This window comes from Saccharothrix sp. HUAS TT1 (assembly GCF_040744945.1).
GTDB lineage: Bacteria > Actinomycetota > Actinomycetes > Mycobacteriales > Pseudonocardiaceae > Actinosynnema.
The window spans coordinates 4,713,617-4,730,743 of the sequence record NZ_CP160453.1 but is presented as its reverse complement, the minus strand read 5'-3'; the positions used below and the strand labels follow the sequence as shown (position 1 = coordinate 4,730,743).

Below are 17,127 nucleotides of genomic sequence, written 5' to 3'. Positions count from 1 at the left end.
AGAGTCGCGGCGCCCCTAGGAGAGCCCCAGCTCGTGGTCCAGCAGCTCGAACACCTCGTCGTCGCCCGCCAGGTCGAAGTCGAAGTCGGCGGGCTCGTCGCGCACGCCCCATCGGGTCCGCAGCGAGGTCAGCCGCAGCGCGACCTGGTGGTGCAGCTCGGCGTCCGGCTCGACCTGCGAGCACAGGGCGTCCAGCCGGTCCAGCTCGACCAGGATGGCGGCCCGCTCGGAGGTCTCGGCGAGGCCCAGCTCGGCGAGCAGCAGGCCGGCCAGCGCGGCAGGAGTGGGGTGGTCGAACACGGCGGTCGGCGCGAGCCGAGCGCCGGTCGCGCCGCCGAGCCGGTTGCGCAGCTCCAACCCGGTGAGCGAGTCGAACCCGGTGTCCCGGAACGACCGGTCGGGCGCGACCCGCTCGGGTCCGGGCAGGCCGAGCACGACGGCGGCCTCGCGGCGCACCAGGTCGAGCGCGGCGGCGGTGCGGTCGGGCGCGGGCAGCGCGGCGAGCCGGTCGGCCGCGCCGGACGCGGCGGGCGCGACGGCGACGGGCCGGGTGGTGCGCCCCAGGCCGCGCAGGGCGGGCGCGGCGTCGGCGGTGATCGCGTCCACGTCGACCCTGGCCGCCACGACCGCCGGGTCGGTCCACGCCAGCGCCGCGTCGAACAGGGCGAGGCCGTGCGCGACGTCCAGCGGCGGGGTGTGCCGGGTGAGGCGGGCCAGGTCGGCGTCGGTGAGCCCGCCGGTCATGCCCGCCTCGCTCGTCCACGGCCCCCAGGCGAGGGACCGGGCGGGCAGGCCCTCGGCGTGCCAGCGGTGGACCAGGGCGTCGAGGTGGGCGTTCGCGGCGGCGTAAGCGGCCTGCCCGGCGGCGCCGAGCGTGCCGACGACCGACGAGTAGGTCACGAACGCGGCCAGGTCCAGGCGCCGGGTCGCCTCGCGCAGCACCCGGGCGCCGTCCACCTTGGGCCGCAGCACGGCCGCCAGCCGGTCCGGGGTGAGCGCGTCCAGCAGTCCGTCGTCCAGGATGCCCGCCGCGTGCACCACGGCCGTGAGGTCGGGGACGCCCGCGACGAGCGCGGCGACCGCGTCCGGGTCGGCCACGTCGCACGCCGCCGCGGTCACCTCCGCGCCCAGGTCGCGCAGCGCGGCCAGCTCGTCCTCCCGGCCCGCGCCACCGCTGCGCCCGACGAGCACCAGGCGCGTGACGCCGCGGTCGACGACGAGGTGGCGGGCCAGCGCGAGCCCGAGCCCGCCGAAGCCGCCGGTGATCAGCACGGCGCCGTCCGGGTCCCACGGCCGGGGCACGGTGAGCACCACCTTGCCGACGTGCTTGGCGCGGCTGACGTGCCGAAACGCCTCGGGCGCGCGGCGCGCGTCCCAGACCGAGGTGGGCAGCGGGGTGAGCGCGCCCGCGTCGAACAGCCCGCCCAGCGCGGCCAGCATCGGCGCGATCCGCGCGGGGGGCAGCTCCAGCAGGTCGAACGCGGTGTAGTCCACGTCGGCCGGGTCGCGCGGGTCGGTCTTGCCCAGCTCGACGAACTTCCCGCCGGGCGCGACCAGGTCCAGGGAGGCGTCGGTGAACTCGCCCGCCAGGCAGTTCAGCACGACGTCCACGCCCCGGCCACCGGTGGCGGCGCGGAACCGCGTCGCGAACTCCAGGGTCCGGGACGACGCGATCCGGTCGTCGGCGAGCCCGAGGGCCCGCAGCGCGCCCCACTTGGTCGGGGAGGCGGTGGCGAACACGTCCGCCCCGAGGTGGCGCGCGAGCTGGACGGCGGCCATCCCGACCCCGCCCGCGCCCGCGTGCACCAGCACGGACTGCCCGGGTCGAACGCCCGCGACCTCGACCAGCGCGTGGTAGGCGGTGAGGAAGACCACCGGCGTCGCCGCCGCCCGCACCCAGGACCAGTCGGCGGGCACGGGGGCGAGCAGGTCCCGGTGGGTGTCGGCGACGGGGCCGAACGCGCCCGCGAACAGGCCCATCACCCGGTCGCCGACGGCGAGGTCGGTCACGCCCGCGCCGACCGCGAGCACGACGCCCGCGCCCTCGATGCCCATCGGCCCCGGCTCGCCGGGGTAGCGACCGAGGGCGGTGAGCACGTCCCGGAAGTTCACCCCGGCCGCCCGGACACCGACCCGGACCGTGCCCGGAGCAGGTTCAGGTGTGGGCGCGTCCAGGGCGCGCAGCACCAGTGCGTCCAGCGTTCCGGGCGCGGTGGTGTCCAAGCGCCAGGCGCCGTCCGGCGGGGTGAGGGCGTCGTCGGCGCGGCAGCGGGCCAGTCGGGCGACCTTCGCCGCGCCGGCCCGCACCGCCGCCTGCGGTTCGTCGGCGAGCAGCGGTGGGCCGTCGTCGACGTCCACCAGGAGCAGCCGGCCCGGGTCCTCCGCCTGCGCCGAGCGCACCAGCCCCCACACCGCCGCGGCGTCGGGATCGCGCACCGACTCGCCCGGCTCGACGGCCACCGCGCCCCGCGTCACCACGGCCAGCGGGAAGGGCAGGTCGTGCTCGCGCCACAGCCTCAGCTCGGCGAGCACCCGGGCCACCTCGTCGCCCGAGGCGGGCAGCAGCGCCAGCGCCGGCGTGACCTCGCGCGCCGCGACGGCCTTGACCAGCGCGGCGACGTCCGGGTAGCGGTCGGCGGCGGGCAGGCCGAACGGGTCCTCCCCCACCACGACGGAGTCGGCGGGCACCGCGCGGGCGGGCGCCGGGGTCCAGTCGAGCCGGAACAACGCCTCCGGACCCGGCCGGGCCGCGCCGGTCGGCGCCTCCCGCAGCACGAGCCGGTCGACGGCGGCGACCGGCGCGCCGGTGGCGTCGGCGAGGACCAGCTCCACCTCGCCCGGTCCCACGCCGGTGACCCGCACCCGCAGCTCGGTCGCGCCGGCGGCGTGCAGTCGCAAGCCGGTCCAGGCGAACGGCAGGCCGGGCAGCCGGGCGGGATCGGTGAGCAGCGCGGTGGCGTGCAGGGCCGCGTCGAGCACGGCGGGGTGCAGCGCGAACCGGTCGGAGCCGACCGTCTCGACCGCGCCCGCCACCTCGGCGAACACCTCGTCACCCCGCCGCCACGCCGCGCGCAGGCCGCGGAACGCCGGGCCGTAGGCGAACCCGTCGGCGGCCACGCGCTCGTAGAAGTCCTCCAGCGGCACGGGTCGCGCGCCCGGCGGCGGCCACGCGCCCGCGAGGTCCGGCACGGGCGCGGCGGTCGGGGCCAGCACGCCGCGGGCGTGCCTGGTCCACGGCCCGTGCTCGCCGACGCGGCCGTGCACCGACAGCGCCCGCCGCCCGTCCTCGTCCGGTCCGTCCACGACGACCTGCACGGTCACCGGGTCGTCCCCCAGCACGAGCGGCGCCTCCAGGGTCAGCTCGTCCACCGCGGGCACACCGACCTCGTCGGCCGCGCGCACCGCCAGTTCGGCCAGCGCCGCACCGGGCAGCAGCACCGCGCCGCCCACCACGTGCTCGGCGAGCCACGGCTGGGTGTGCGCGGACAGCCGTCCGGTGAGCACCGCGCCGCCGGTGCCGGGCAGCTCGGTGGCCGCGCCGAGCAGCGGGTGGCCGGGCACCCGCAGGCCCACGGTCGACACCTCGGCGGCCGGCGCGGACGACCAGAACCGCTCGTGCCGGAACGGGTAGGTCGGCAGGTCGACCACGCGCCCGCCGGTGCCGGCGCAGAACGCCGCCCAGTCGACGTCGACGCCGTGGACGTGCAGCCGGGCCACCGCCTCAGCCACCGCGTGGTCCTCGTCGCGGCCCTTGCGCAGGGTCGGCGCGCACGCCAGGCCGTCGCCCCGGGAACCCTCGACGGCCTCCTGCGCCATCGCGGCGAGCGAGCCGTCCGGGCCGGTGTCGAGGGCGATCGTGACGTCGAGGTCGGCCAGGGCGCGGACGGCGTCGGCGAACAGCACGGGCTCGCGGACCTGCCGCACCCAGTGCTCGGGGTCGGTGACGTCGACGCGCGCGCCGGTCAGGGTGGAGATCAGCGGCACGCGCGGGGCGTGCGGGGTCAACCCGGCGACGACCTCGCGGAACCGGTCGAGCATCGGGTCCATCAGCGGCGAGTGGAAGGCGTGGCTGACCCGCAGCACGCGTGCCCGGTGACCGCGCGCGGTGAGTTCGGCGGCGGCCGCGGCCACCGCGTCCACCTCGCCGGACAGCACGACCGAGCGCGGCCCGTTGACCGCCGCGACGACCAGCCCGTGCGCCAGGGCCGGCCGCACGTCGTCCAGCCCGGCCCGCACCGCGACCATCGCGCCGCCGGGTGGCAGGGCGGCCATCAGCGTGCCCCGCGCGGCGACCAGGGCGCACGCGTCCGGCAGCGACAGCACGCCCGCGACGTGCGCGGCGGCGACCTCGCCGACCGAGTGGCCGACCACGGCGTCCGGCCGGACGCCCCACGACTCCAGCAGGCGGGCCATCGCGACGCCGAGCGCGAACAGGGCGGGCTGGGCGAAGCCGGTGTCGTCCAGGGCCGCCGCGTCCGCGCCGAACAGGACGTCGCGCAGCGGGCGCGGCAGGTGCGGGTCGAGCAGGTCGCACACCTCGGCCAGCGCGTCGGCGAACACCGGGTGCGCGGCGGCCAGCCCCGCGCCCGCGCCGAGCCGCTGCGCACCCTGCCCGGCGAACAGGAAGGCGGTGGCGGGCACGGGAACGGCGGTGTCCACCAGCACGCCCTCGGCCGACTCACCCGCCGCCAACGCCGCCAACGCCGCCACCCGGTCCTCGGCGACCACCGCCGCCCGGTGCCGCAGGTGGCCGCGCGTGGTGGCCAGCGACACCGCCACGTCGGCAGGTCTGCCGTCCACAGTGGTCAGTCGCTGGGCCTGGTGGCGCAACGCTTCCGGGCTGCGGGCGGACAGCACCCACGGCACCACCCGGGCGGTGTCCGCGGTGGGTGGCGCGTCCTGGGCGTCGCCCTCTTCCAGCACGACGTGCGCGTTGGTGCCGCTGATGCCGAACGACGACACCGCGCCCCGCCGGGGCCGGTCGTCGCGCGGCCACTCGCGGGGTTCGGTGACCAGCCGCACCGAGCCCGCCGACCAGTCCACCCGGGACGACGGCGCGTCCACGTGCAGGGTCGCGGGCACGGAGCCGTGGCGCATCGCCTGCACCAGCTTGATCACGCCGGCCACCCCGGCGGCGGCCTGGGTGTGGCCGATGTTCGACTTGAGCGAGCCCAGCCACAGCGGCTCGGCGCGGTCACGGCCGTAGGCGGAGAGCAGCGCGCCCGCCTCGATCGGGTCACCGAGCCGGGTGCCCGTGCCGTGCGCCTCGACCACGTCCACGTCCGCCGGGGCGAGCCCGGCCCGGCGGAGGGCCGCGCCGATCACCTCGCGCTGCGCCGTGCCGCTGGGTGCGGTGAGGCCGTTGGACGCGCCGTCGGAGTTCACCGCGCTGCCGCGCAGCACCGCCAGCACCGGCAGGCCGCGCCGGCGTGCCTCGGACAGCCGGGCGACCACCAGCACGCCGACGCCCTCGGCCCACCCGGTGCCGTCGGCGGCCTCGGCGAACGCCTTGCACCGGCCGTCCGGCGACAGGCCGTCCTGCTTGGCGAACTCCACGAACAGGCCGGGCTCGGACATCACCGTGACGCCGCCCGCCAGGGCGAGGTCGCAGTCGCCGGCGCGGAGTGATTGGGCGGCGAGGTGCAGGGCGACCAGGGAGGACGAGCAGGCGGTGTCGACGGTGAGCGCGGGGCCGGTGAGGCCGAGGACGTAGGCGATGCGGCCGGACAGGACGCTCGGGGTGGTGCCGGTGAGCGCGAAGCCCTCGGTTTCGCCGGAGGTGCGGTGCAGCGGCGGTCCGTAGTCCTGTGCCATCGAGCCGAGGAACACCCCGGTGCGCGTGCCGCGCAGTGCCGTCGGAGCGAGCCGGGCCCGTTCGACGGCTTCCCAGGCGACCTCCAGCGCGAGCCGCTGCTGCGGATCCATCGCCGACGCCTCGCGCGGCGCGATGCCGAAGAAGTCGGCGTCGAAGCCGGCCACGTCGGCGAGGAACCCGCCTGCCCTGCCCGCACCGGTCACCGCCGGGCTCCAGCCCCGGTCGGCGGGCATCGGGGACACCGCGTCCACACCTTCGGCGACGAGGCGCCACAACGCTTCAGGCGAATCCACGCCGCCGGGCAACCGACACGCCATGCCGACGATCGCGATGGGCTCATCAACAGCGCCCTCAACCCGGCCATTAGCACCGCTAGCATTTCTATCACCGCTAGAACTCATAGCGATGCCAGAAAGGGCGCCGACCTCACCGCCGGCACCACGCCCACCAACCCCATCGCTAGCACTGCTAGAAATAGTAGCAGCGACAGCATCGGCAATGGAGGCACCGGCACCGACGGCAGCGGCGTCACCGATGGCAGCGGCGGTATTGGTAGCAGCGGCGGTGTTCGCAGCAGCAGCCGCATCGGTAGCAGCGCCGGCGTCGACGGCGGATCGGGTGGCGATTGCTACGTCGTCGGCGGCTGCGTCGGCGGCAGCGGCGGAGGGTTTGGGGGCGGTTGCTGGGTCGGTGGCGTTGGTGAGAGCGGTAGTGGTGATAGCAGCGGGAGCGGTGGCAGGATTTCTAGCGGTGCTAGATTCAGTAGCGGCGGTAGTGGTTGTGGTGGCGGTGGTGGAAGCAGCGGTGGAGGCGGATTTCGCCAGGTGGGCGGCTAGTTGGCGAGGGGTGGGGTGGTCGTAGATCAGCGCGGCCGTCACCTCGACACCCGTGGTCTCACGCAGTCTGGCGGCCAATTCCACCACCATCGTGGAGTCGAAGCCCTGCGCCCGCAGCGGCTCGTCGACCAGCACCCGGTCCACCTCGCGCAACCCCAGCACCACCGCGCACTCACCCCGCACCGTCCGCAGCGCAGCCCCCGGCTCGAACCGCCGCGACACCACCGCGACCGGCCCGTCCTCCTCCCCCACCCAGTACCTCTCCCGCTGGAACGCATACCCCGGCAACCCAACCCGCCCCCCACCCCCGTACAGCACCCCGAAATCAACCACCCCACCGTGCACCGCCACCGCAGCCACCGACGCGAGCACCCGCGCCACCCCACCCTCCCCGCGCCGCAACGTCCCCACCGCCGCCACCGCCCGCTCACCGGCCGTGTCGCGAACACCACCCGTCAACACCGGGTGCGGGCTCACTTCCACGAAGAGGTGGTGCCCCGCACCGAGCAACCCGTCCACCACCGACCGGAACCGCACCATCTGCCGCAGGTTCCGGTACCAGTACGAGCCGTCCAGCCCCGCCGTGTCCAACTCCCCACCCGTCACCGTCGAGTAGAACGGCACGGTCCCAGTGCGCGGCCGCACCGGCCCCAGCAGCTCGACCAACCGCGAACGCACCGACTCGACCATCGGCGAGTGCGACGCGTAGTCGACCTCCACCCGCCGAACCCTCCCGGTGTGCCGCCACGCCTCCACGAACTCCGAGACCGCCTCGGCCTCACCGGTCACCACCACCGACGACGGCCCGTTGACCGCCGCCACCTCCAACCGCCCACCCCACGGCACGAGCCCCGCCCGCACCTCGTCCTCCGGCAGCGCGACGGACACCATCCCGCCCCCACCGGCCAACGTCCCGGCGATCACCGCACTGCGCAGCGCCACGACCCGCGCGCCGTCCTCCAACGACAACGCGCCCGCCACGCACGCCGCCGCCACCTCGCCCTGCGAGTGCCCGACGACCGCGACCGGCTCCACGCCGAACGACCGCCACACCGCCGCCAGCGACACCATCACCGCCCACAGCACGGGCTGCACGACGTCCACCCGGCTCAACGGCGGCGCGCCGTCGTCCTCCCGCAGCACGGCGGCGACGGAGAAGTCCACGAACGCCGACAGCGCCTCGTCGCACCGACCCAGCTCCTCGGCGAACGCGGGCCACCCCAGCAGCTCCCGCCCCATGCCCGCCCACTGCGACCCCTGACCGGGGAACACGAACACCGGCCCACCGGCCACCACCGCGCCGCGCACCACCCCGGCAGCGGGCTCGCCGGACGCGAGCGACGCCAACCCGGCCGCCAGGTCCGGCCCGAGCACGGCGGCCCGGTGCGGCAGCAGCGCCCGGCGCGTGGCCAGCGTGTGCCCGACGTCGGCGGGCGACAGCGACGGCACGTGCGGCAGCAACCGCGCCGCCTGGGCCTCCAGCGCCTCCGGGTCGCGGGCGGTGAGCAACCAGAACGGCGCGTCGACCGGTTCCCGCTCCGGCTCCGCCCCGCGCGGGTCGGCCGACAGCACCAGGTGGCAGTTCGTGCCCGACACGCCGAACGACGACACCCCGCCCAGCAGCCGACCGCCGGACACCGGCCACGGCACGGCCGACGTCGCCACCTCCAGGTTCCACTCGTCGAACCGGATGTCCGGGTTGGGCTCGGTGAAGTGCAGGCTGGGCGGCACGACGCCGTGCCGCAGCCCCAGCACCGCCTTCAGCAGCCCGGTCACGCCCGCCGCGCCCTCCAGGTGGCCGACGTTGGTCTTGGCCGACCCCACGAGCAGCGGCCCGTGCGCCCGCGCCCGCCCGTACACCTCGCCGAGGGCGGCGGCCTCGACCGGGTCGCCGACCCTGGTGCCGGTGCCGTGCAGCTCCACGTACCCGACCTGCGCCGGGTCGATCCCGGCCCGCCGGCAGGCCAACCGGGCCAGGTCGGCCTGCGCCCGCGCGCTGGGCACGGTCAGCCCCTCGGCCGGGCCGTCGTTGTTCACCGCCGAGCCCTCGATGACGGCCAGCACGTCGTCGCCGTCGGCCAGCGCGTCGGCCAGCATCTTCAGCACCACGACCCCGCCGCCCTCGCCGCGCACGTAGCCGTTGGCGCGGGCGTCGAACGTGTGGCAGCGGTGGTCGGGTGACAGCGCGCCGAACCGCTGGACCACCTCGACGCCGTCGGGGGCGAGGTTGAGCTGCACGCCGCCCGCCAGCGCCAGCACCGACTCGCCGCGCCGCAGGCTCTCCGCCGCCAGGTGCACGGCGACCAGCGACGACGACTGGCCGGTGTCGACCACCATGCTGGGGCCGCGCAGCCCGAGCAGGTGGGACAGCCGGGTCGCGGCGGACGCCCGGTGCAGGCCGGTCAGGGTGTGCGGGCCGATCGCGCCCGCGGCGCGGGTGAGCACGGCGTAGTCGTCGGCCATCGCGCCCAGGAACACGGCGGTGTCGGTGCCGTGCACCGAGTCGGCGGCCACGCCCGCGTGCTCCAACGCCTCCCAGCCCAGTTCGAGCGCCAGCCGGTGCTGCGGGTCCATCGCGCGCGCCTCGCGCGGCGAGATGCCGAAGAACGCCGCGTCGAAGGCGTCCACAGCGGACAGGAACCCGCCGGTGCCGCGACCGGGCACGGTGGCGACGGCGTCGGTCCCGGACCGCAGCAGTCGCCAGAACGCCTCGGGGTCGGGCGCCGAGGGCAGCCTGCACGACAGGCCGATCACCGCGACGGCGGTGCGGGCGCGGTCCGGTGTGGGTGCTGGTGCTGGGGTCACGACTGGCTCCCGCTGGTGCGCGCGGCGACCACGGGCCCGGCCGGGCCGACGGTCGCGGTGGGTCGTCGATGCCCTCCCCAGTCTCGGTGCCGGGCGGCCGGCGCGGGGCGCGCCTTTCTGGCGATTTCCCCAGACATGCGTCCCTATCGTCACGCTCGGCAGTCCAGGCACACCCAACCCAGGCGAAGGTGCCCATGAGGATCACGATGCTGACGTTCGGCACCCGCGGCGACGTGCAGCCGCTGGTCGCCCTCGGCCGGACCCTGCGCGGGCGCGGCCACGACGTGCGGATCGGCACCGCGCCGTCGTTCCGCGGCCTGGTCGAGGACGCCGACCTCGACTTCCACGCCGTCGAACCGCCGCCGGGGATGCGCGAGGACCTGTTCAGCCAGCCGGGCATGAACGCCGCGATCCGCAAGGGCCCGTCGTTCGTGCGCACCGTGCGGTCGGTGCAGCCGCCCACCGACGACGAGGTGGTGACGATGTTCGAGGGCATGCGCGCCGCGAGCGCGGACGCCGACCTCGTCGTGACGGCGCCGCTGACGCACATCGCCGGTTTCACCGAGGCCGACCGGCCGTGGTGCTCGGTGTCGTGGATCCCCATGACGCCCACCCGGGACTTCCCCGCCTACCAGGCGAAGCCGCGGCCGTGGGGCGGCGGCTACAACAAGCTCACGCACCGGTTCTTCGACACGTTCCAGTGGACGTCGATGTGCTGGATGGCCAACAAGTACGTGGAGCGCGTCGGCGGCACGGCGCTGAAGGGCAGGTCCCGGTTCGGCGAGATCGGCCGCGACCGGCCGCTGCTGTACCCGTTCAGCGACGTCGTCGTGCCGCGGCCGGCGGACTGGCCGGACCAGGCGCACGTCACCGGCTACTGGTTCCACGACCGCGAGTGGTGGAACCCGCCCGCCGACCTGGCCGACTTCGTCACGCAGGCGCCGCCCGTCCTGCTCACGCTCGGCAGCACGTGGCCGGTGCACGACGCCGACCGGACCGTGGACTGGGCGATCGACGCGGCGCGCGGGGCGGGCCGGCCGCTGGTGGTGGTCGGCGGCAACGACCGCGAGCTGCCCGACGACGTGTTCCGGGCGACCGAGGTCGACTACGGCTGGCTGATGCCGCGCTGCGCGGCGGTCGTGCACCACGGCGGCTGCGGCACGGCCGGTTCGGCGTTGCGCGCGGGCATCCCGCAGGTCACGGTCCCGGCGGTGTTCGACAACCCGTTCTGGGCGCGGCGGATGCACGGCCTCGGCGTGAGCCCCGCTCCCCTGCCGCTGCACCGCCTCACCCGCGACGGCCTGGTCGCCGCGGTGGCCGAGGCGGTCGCCGACGACCGGATGCGCGAGCGCTCGGCCGCGCTGGGCGAGGCGATGGCGGGCGAGACGGGCCTGGCCACCGCCGCCGACGTGGTGGAGAAGTACCTGGCGGGCGCCGGGACCGCCGCGTGATCGCGATCTTCGGCGCGGGCACGATGGGGTCCGGCATCGCGGCGCTGGCCCTCGGGCACGGCGTGCCGGTGACCCTGGTCGACCTCGACCGGGCCACCGTGGACGACGCCGCGACCCGCGTGCGCGGGTACCTGCGCCATGGCGCGCTCATGGGTTCCTTCCCCGACGTGCCGCCGGCCGGGCTGACCACCGCCACCGACCCGTCGGCCGCCGCGACCGCCGAGCTGGTCATCGAGGCGATCACCGAGGACGAGCGGGCCAAGGCCAAGCTGCTGGCCGAGCTGAGCGGGATCGTCGCGCCGGGCACGCCGCTGGTGTCCAACACCTCCGGCATCCCGATCGACGAGCTGGCGGACGCCGTCGCCGAGCCGGCCGACCTGGTCGGCGTGCACTTCATGAACCCCACCTGGCTCATCGGCACCTCCGAGGTGGTGCGCGGCAGGCGCACCGGCGCGCACGCGCTGGACGCCGTGCTGGCCCTGCTGGCGCGGCTGCGCCGCGAGTCGGTCGTGGTCCGCGACGCGCCCGGCTTCGTCACCAGCCGGCTGCTGCACCCGATGATCAACGACGCGGCGCGGGTCGTGCAGGAGGGCACCGCGACCGCCGAGCAGGTGGACGAGCTGATGCGCGGCTGCCTCGGCCACCCCACCGGTCCCCTGGCCACCGCGGACCTCATCGGCCTGGACAACCTCGCCGACGCCCTGCGCGCGCTGGCCGAGCGCACCGGGATCGCCTCGCACGCGCCGTGCGAGCTGCTGCTGGCCAAGGTCGCCGCGGGCCACCTGGGCCGCAAGAGCGGCCGGGGTTTCCACGACTACGGAAAGGTGCTGCCGTGACGGTCGAGCTGACTTCGGCGGACATCGCTGGTCCCATCACCGCGTTCCTCAAGGACCGCACCAAGGTCGACGTCCCGCCGGACCAGGACCTGTTCGCCTCCGGCCTGGTGTCCTCGATCTTCGCGATGGAGCTGATCGTGCACGTCGAGCAGGCGTTCGACATCGCGATCACCGGCTCGGACCTGCGCCTGGACAACTTCCGCACGGTCGACCGGATGACCGAGCTGGTCACCCGGCTGCGAGCCGGTGCCTGAGCGGGCGGACCCGCGCGCGCTGGTGGACGACCTGGTCGCCCCGGCCGCGGGCGGCTGGGACCTCGCGGGCGCGGTGCCGCGGGACGTGCTGCGCCAGCTCGGCGCGGCCGGGCTGCTGTGCCCGCAGGTGGGCCCCGAGCACGGCGGGCTGGGCCGGGACAGCCGGTGGACCGGCGAGTTCACCGCGCACCTGGGCAGCCGGTGCGGCTCCGTGCGCAGCGTGCTGACCTCGCAGTCGATGGCCGCCGGCACCATCGCCCGCCTCGGTGACGCCGACCAGCGCCGCGAGCACCTGACCCGGCTCACGTCGGGCGCGCTCGCCGCCGCCGCGTTCAGCGAGCCGGGCGCGGGCAGCGACCTGTCGGCGATCACCACCGAGGCGCGCCGCGACGGTGACGAGGTCGTGGTCACCGGGTTCAAGACGTGGATCACCGCCGCCGCCTACGCCGACCTGGTCGTCGTGGTCGCCCGCCAGGGCGACGGCGCGGCGGCGGTCGTCGTGCCCGCCGACGCGCCGGGCGTGACGATCACGCCGGTGGTCGCGCCGAGCGGGTGCCGGGCCGCCGGGCACGCCGACGTGCGGCTGGACGACGTGCGGCTGCCCGCGTCGGCCGTGCTGGGCGGTGGCGGGCAGCCGTTGCCGCTGCTGGTCACGGCCGCGCTCCAGCACGGCCGGATGTCGGTGGCGTGGGGCTGCGTGGGCATCCTGCGCGCCTGCCTGGCCGAGGCGTCCCGGCACGCGGCGACCCGCGAGCAGTTCGGCGTGCCGCTGGCCGAGCACCAGCTCGTCGCCCGGCGCCTGGCCGAGCTGCTGGTGGCCGAGCGGTCGGCGACGCACGCCTGCGAGCACGCCGCCGACGCGGTGGACGCCCGCTCGCCCGACCAGGTCGTGGCGGCGGTGCTGGCCAAGCACACCGCCGCGACCCTCGCCGCGCGCGGCGCCGCGTCGGCCGTGCAGGTCCTCGGCTCCGCGGCGGCCCGCGACGGGCACCCGGTGGCGCGGGCGCACCGCGACGCCAAGCTCATGGAGATCATCGAGGGCACCAGCGAGATCTGCCAGCTCATCCTCGCGCGCCACGCCGTCGACGCGGCGCGCTGACCGTCCCGGGAGGACTCCGGTGGACCGATCGACCGCGCTGGTCAAGTGCCTGGTGTGGGACCTGGACAACACGCTGTGGCAGGGCACCCTGCTGGAGGACGGCGGTGGTGCGCTGCGCGACGACGTGCTGCGCACCATCACCGCCCTGGACGAGCGGGGCGTGCTCCAGGCCGTCGCCAGCCGCAACGACCACGACCACGCCTGGGCCCGGCTGGAAGCGCTCGGCGTGGCCGAGTACTTCGTGGCGCCCCGCATCGGGTGGGGCCCGAAGTCGGCCGCGGTGCGGGAGATCGCGGACGAGCTGGGCTTCGCGCTCGGCACGATCGCGTTCGTGGACGACCAGCCCGCCGAGCGCGCCGAGGTCGCCCACCACCTGCCCGAGGTGCGCTGCTTCACCCACGAGGACGTGCCGGGCCTGCTCGACCTGCCCGACTTCACGCCCGACGCGATCACCGAGGACTCGCGCCGCCGCCGCGCCATGTACCTGGCGGGACGGCGGCGGATCAGGGCCAAGGAGGAGTTCGCCGGGGCGGACGAGGACTTCCTGCGCTCGCTGGAGATGCGCATGGGCATCCGCCGCGCCGGGCCGGAGGACCTGACCCGCGTCGCCGAGCTGACCCTGCGCACCAGCCAGATGAACGCCACCGGCGTCCACTACCCCGACGCCGCGCTGCGCGCCCTGCTGGACGACCCGGCGCACGAGGTGCTGGTGGCCACGATGGACGACCGGTTCGGCGCGCACGGCGCGATCGGCGTGCTGCTGATCGAGAAGCACGACCGGGTGTGGCGGCTCAAGCTGCTCGCCACCTCGTGCCGGGTGGTCGCGTTCGGCGCGGGCGCGGTGATCCTGGCGTGGCTGGCCGACCAGGCGTACCGGGCGGGCGTGCACCTGGCCGCCGACTTCCGGCGCACCGAGCGCAACCGGGTGATGGAGGTGGCCTACCGGTTCTCCGGCTACACCGACGACCCGTGCCCGTGCGGTGGGGTGATCGCCGTGGAGGACGGCGTGCGGCGCCTGCACCTGGAGCCCGCGCCGCAGCCGCCGCCCGCCACGATGGCCCTGTACGCGCCCGAGCTGATGACGGCGGCGGTCCGGTGATCACCGCGCGCGGGTTGGCCCGCAGCTACACCACGCGGCGCGGCGTCGTCGAAGCGGTGCGCGGCGTGGACCTCGACGTGGCCGCCGGGGAGATCGTCGCCCTGCTCGGGCCCAACGGCGCGGGCAAGACCACGACGCTGCGGATGCTCACCACCCTGCTGCGGCCGACCGCCGGCACGGCCCGGGTCGCCGGGTGCGACCTGGTCGCGGACCCGAACGGGGTGCGCCGCCGGATCGGCTACGTCGCCCAGCACGGCGGGGCGGCCCCGGACTGCCGGGTGCTGGAGGACCTGGTGCTGCAGGGCCGCATCCACGGCCTGGCCAAGGCCGAGTCGACGCGGCGGGCGGAGCGGCTGGCCGCCGAGCTGGACCTCAACGGCCTGGGCGGGCGGGTCAGCAAGACCTTGTCCGGCGGGCAGCGCCGTCGACTGGACCTCGCGCTCGGCCTGATCCACGAGCCGCGGCTGGTGTTCCTGGACGAGCCGACCACCAGCCTGGACCCGCAGAGCCGGGCGAACCTGTGGCAGCACATCCGGCGGCTGCGCGAGCAGCGCGGCATCACCGTCGTGGTGACCACGCACTACCTGGACGAGGCCGACTCGCTGGCCGACCGCGTGCTGGTGGTCGACCGGGGCCTGGTGGTCGCGTCCGGGTCGCCCGACGAGCTCAAGCGCGCCCTCGGCGGTGACACGCTGCTGCTCGGCGTGGACGGGGTGGACGACGCGGTGCGCTGCCTGGCCGGGGTGCCCGGCGTCGGCGACGTCCACACCGGACCGGACGGCGTGCGCTGCCGGGTGCGTGACGGCGAGACCGCGCTGCCGGTCGTGCTGCGGGCGCTGGACGCGGCCCGCGTGCCGCTGCGGTCGGTGCAGCTGCACCGGCCCACGCTGGACGACGTGTTCCTCGACCTCACCGGCCGCGCGCTGCGCGAGGCGGGCGAGGCGCCACCCACCGAGGAGGTCGGCAGTGCTGCGTGACACCGGGCTGCTGTTCCGCATGGAGCTGCTGCCGTCGCTGCGCAACCCCGGCCTGATCGCCGTGGCCATGACGCAACCGCTGTTCTTCCTGCTGCTGTTCGGGCCGCTGATGGAGAAGCTGGTCGGGGCGATGCCCGGGTTCCCGCCGGGTGACAGCTGGACCGTCTTCACCCCGGCCCTGATCGTGCAGCTGGCGCTGTTCAGCGCGTCGTTCGCCGGGTTCGCGCTGCTGTCGGACCGGCAGAGCGGCCTGCTCGAACGGCTGCGCGTCACCCCGGCGAGCGCGGTCGCGCTGCTGCTGGGCCGGACGCTGACCAACACCGTGCACACGGTCGTGCAGTCGCTGCTGATCATCGGCATCGCGGCGCTGCTGTTCGGCCTGACCGTGACGCCCGTCGGCGTCGGGATGATCCTGCTGGTCGCGGCGCTGCTGTCGGTGACGCTGGCGTCCGCGTCGCAGGCGCTGGCTCTGGTGCTGCGCAACGAGGAGGCGTTCCTCGGCCTGATCAACACGGTGCTGATGCCGCTGCTGCTGCTCTCCGGCATGCTCATCCCCATCACCACCGGCCTCGCGCCGCAGTGGCTCTACACCCTGTCCCGCCTCAACCCGCTCACGCACGTGGTGGACGCGGGCCGGGCCGGGTTCCGCGGTGACGTCACGTTCGACGCGCTGTCCACCGGGATGGTGCTGCTGGTCGTGATGGCGGCGGCGTCGGTGTGGTGGGGCGCGCGGACGCTGCGCCGCGACGACGCCTGAACCCGGGCTCCCCACGCGGAACGGGGGCGTCGGCAGAGCCGACACCCCCGTTCGCCGTGCCGCTCAGACCCGGTCGAGCACGTCCAGCAGCGACTCGACCACGTGGTCCTGCTCCTGGACCGACAGCGACGGGTACATGGGCAGCGAGAAGATCTCGCCGGCCAGCCGCTCGGTCACCGGCAGCGAACCCTCCTCCAGCCCCAGGTGGGCGAAGCCGCTCTGCCGGTGCACCGGCCACGGGTAGCTGATGTTCAGCCGCACGCCGTGCTCCCGCATCCCCTCCACCACCTTGTCCCGCAACGGGTGCCGCACCACGTAGACGTAGTAGACGTGGTCGTTGCCCGGCGCGAGGGCGGGCAGCACCAGGTCGGTGCCGCCCAACGCCTCGGCGTAGCGGGCGGCGATGGCGCGGCGGGCGGCGACGTAGTCGTCCAGGCGGGTCAGCTTGCGGGTCAGGATGGCCGCCTGCACCTCGTCCAGCCTGCTGTTGTACCCCGGCGTCGAGACGACGTGGTAGACCTCCTCCATCCCGTAGTAGCGCAGCCGGCGCAGGTTCGCGTCGACCCCCGGGTCGGAGGTGATCGTGGCGCCCGCGTCGCCGTAGGCGCCCAGCACCTTGGTGGGGTAGAAGGAGAACGCCGCCGCGCGTCCGGTGGCGCCCGCGAGCACCCCGTTGCGCCGCGCGCCGTGCGCCTGGGCGCAGTCCTCCAGGACCGGCAGGCCGTGCCGGTCCGCGATCGCGGTCAACGCCTCCAGGTCCACGCACTGGCCGTACAGGTGCACGGGCAGCAGCGCGCGGGTGCGGGGCGTGATGGCCGCCTCGACCTGGTCCACGTCCATCAGGTACGTGTCCTCGTGGACGTCGACGAACACCGGGGTCGCGCCGACGGCGTCGATCGCCACGACGGTGGGCGCGGCGGTGTTCGACACGGTGACCACCTCGTCGCCCGCGCCGATGCCGAGCGCGCGCAGGCCGAGCACGAGCGCGTTGGTGCCGTTGTCGACGCCGACGCAGTGCGGGACGCCGTGCCAGGCGGCGAACGCCGCCTCGAACCCGGCGACGGCCGGTCCCAGCACGAGCTGCCCGGAGCCGAACACGGCGTCCACGGCGGCGAGGACGTCCTCCCGCTCGGCCTCGTACTCACGCAGGTAGCCCCAGACGTACTGGGTGTTCCCGTTTCGGGTCGCTCCGGACACC

Annotated in this window: 9 protein-coding genes; 7 read left to right on the top strand and 2 right to left on the bottom strand. The window is 75.7% G+C overall.

Going from position 1 to position 17,127, the window contains the following annotated elements:
• Positions 1 to 15: 15 nt before the first annotated feature.
• Positions 16 to 9,456: an SDR family NAD(P)-dependent oxidoreductase gene (locus tag AB0F89_RS22495; protein WP_367127517.1), complete on the bottom strand. Its 9,441-nt coding sequence runs from the start codon at positions 9,454 to 9,456 to the stop codon at positions 16 to 18.
• 194 nt (positions 9,457 to 9,650) lie between these two features.
• On the opposite strand from AB0F89_RS22495, the gene AB0F89_RS22490 reads away from it, so the two are divergent.
• The 7 genes from AB0F89_RS22490 to AB0F89_RS22460 are packed head-to-tail and all read left to right on the top strand — an operon-like array spanning position 9,651 to position 15,929.
• Positions 9,651 to 10,907 carry a glycosyltransferase gene (locus AB0F89_RS22490; RefSeq protein WP_367127516.1) on the top strand — a complete coding sequence of 419 codons (1,257 nt, stop codon included), beginning with the start codon at positions 9,651 to 9,653 and terminating at the stop codon, positions 10,905 to 10,907.
• Positions 10,904 to 11,743, top strand: coding sequence for a 3-hydroxyacyl-CoA dehydrogenase family protein (locus AB0F89_RS22485; protein ID WP_367127515.1), 840 nt, complete (start codon positions 10,904 to 10,906; stop codon positions 11,741 to 11,743). Before AB0F89_RS22490 ends, AB0F89_RS22485 begins: the two co-directional genes overlap by 4 nt.
• Complete coding sequence (locus tag AB0F89_RS22480; RefSeq protein WP_367127514.1) at positions 11,740 to 11,997, top strand: acyl carrier protein; 258 nt, start codon at positions 11,740 to 11,742, stop codon at positions 11,995 to 11,997. The genes AB0F89_RS22485 and AB0F89_RS22480 overlap by 4 nt, the downstream gene beginning before the upstream one ends.
• Entirely contained in the window at positions 11,990 to 13,096 is a 1,107-nt protein-coding gene (locus tag AB0F89_RS22475) for an acyl-CoA dehydrogenase family protein (protein ID WP_367127513.1), read from the top strand. The genes AB0F89_RS22480 and AB0F89_RS22475 overlap by 8 nt, the downstream gene beginning before the upstream one ends.
• Before the next feature lie 19 nt (positions 13,097 to 13,115).
• On the top strand, positions 13,116 to 14,195 hold the full coding sequence (locus tag AB0F89_RS22470) for an HAD-IIIC family phosphatase (RefSeq protein ID WP_367127512.1): 1,080 nt from the start codon (positions 13,116 to 13,118) through the stop codon (positions 14,193 to 14,195).
• Entirely contained in the window at positions 14,192 to 15,172 is a 981-nt protein-coding gene (locus AB0F89_RS22465; protein WP_367127511.1) for an ATP-binding cassette domain-containing protein, read from the top strand. Before AB0F89_RS22470 ends, AB0F89_RS22465 begins: the two co-directional genes overlap by 4 nt.
• Positions 15,162 to 15,929: an ABC transporter permease gene (locus AB0F89_RS22460; RefSeq protein WP_367127510.1), complete on the top strand. Its 768-nt coding sequence runs from the start codon at positions 15,162 to 15,164 to the stop codon at positions 15,927 to 15,929. The genes AB0F89_RS22465 and AB0F89_RS22460 overlap by 11 nt, the downstream gene beginning before the upstream one ends.
• A gap of 63 nt (positions 15,930 to 15,992) precedes the next feature.
• On the opposite strand, the gene AB0F89_RS22455 is transcribed toward AB0F89_RS22460, so the two are convergent.
• Entirely contained in the window at positions 15,993 to 17,126 is a 1,134-nt protein-coding gene (locus tag AB0F89_RS22455; RefSeq protein ID WP_367127509.1) for a DegT/DnrJ/EryC1/StrS family aminotransferase, read from the bottom strand.
• Position 17,127: the final 1 nt, after the last annotated feature.